The organism is Micromonospora radicis, from assembly GCF_003583405.1.
Taxonomy (GTDB): domain Bacteria; phylum Actinomycetota; class Actinomycetes; order Mycobacteriales; family Micromonosporaceae; genus Micromonospora; species Micromonospora radicis.
Genome location: NZ_QXEC01000074.1, coordinates 1 through 438 on the forward strand (window position 1 = coordinate 1; position 438 = coordinate 438).

Genomic DNA, 438 nt, shown 5'->3' on the forward strand with positions numbered 1-438 from the left:
TGGGAGAGGGTTACCTTCAGAGTGTTGATTTCATGGTGAAATCAAAATTTCAGGGTGAAATCACGCCTACCCGCGGGTCTGCCTCCGGCCAGCCGAACTGCGTCGTCGGCTAGCCTGGACGAGTAAGTCCTAACGGCCCCCGGGGTGTGGGTGTAGACGAAGGGTGTTGAAGATCCGTTTGTGACGACAGACCTCAACACCCTTCTGACCGCACTGTACGTGAAGATCGACGACTGGCTCGGGCGGCCTCGCAGGACCGGTAGGCCACCGAAGCTCTCCGATGCGGAGTTGCTCACTTCGGCGGTTGCGCAGGTGTTGCTCGGGGCGCGTTCCGAGGCCCGTTGGTTGCGGTTCGTGCCCGGGGCATCTGCCTGGGGCGTTTCCGTATCTGCCGGGGCAGTCTGGTTACAACAGGCGTTTGCGGGCGGCGTTGCCGCT

The 438-nt window shown here is 61.9% G+C and carries 1 pseudogene; it reads left to right on the forward strand.

Going from position 1 to position 438, the window contains the following annotated elements:
* Window positions 1-180: 180 nt before the first annotated feature.
* A pseudogene (locus tag D2L64_RS28180) lies at window positions 181-438 on the forward strand (IS982 family transposase); the annotation flags it as partial.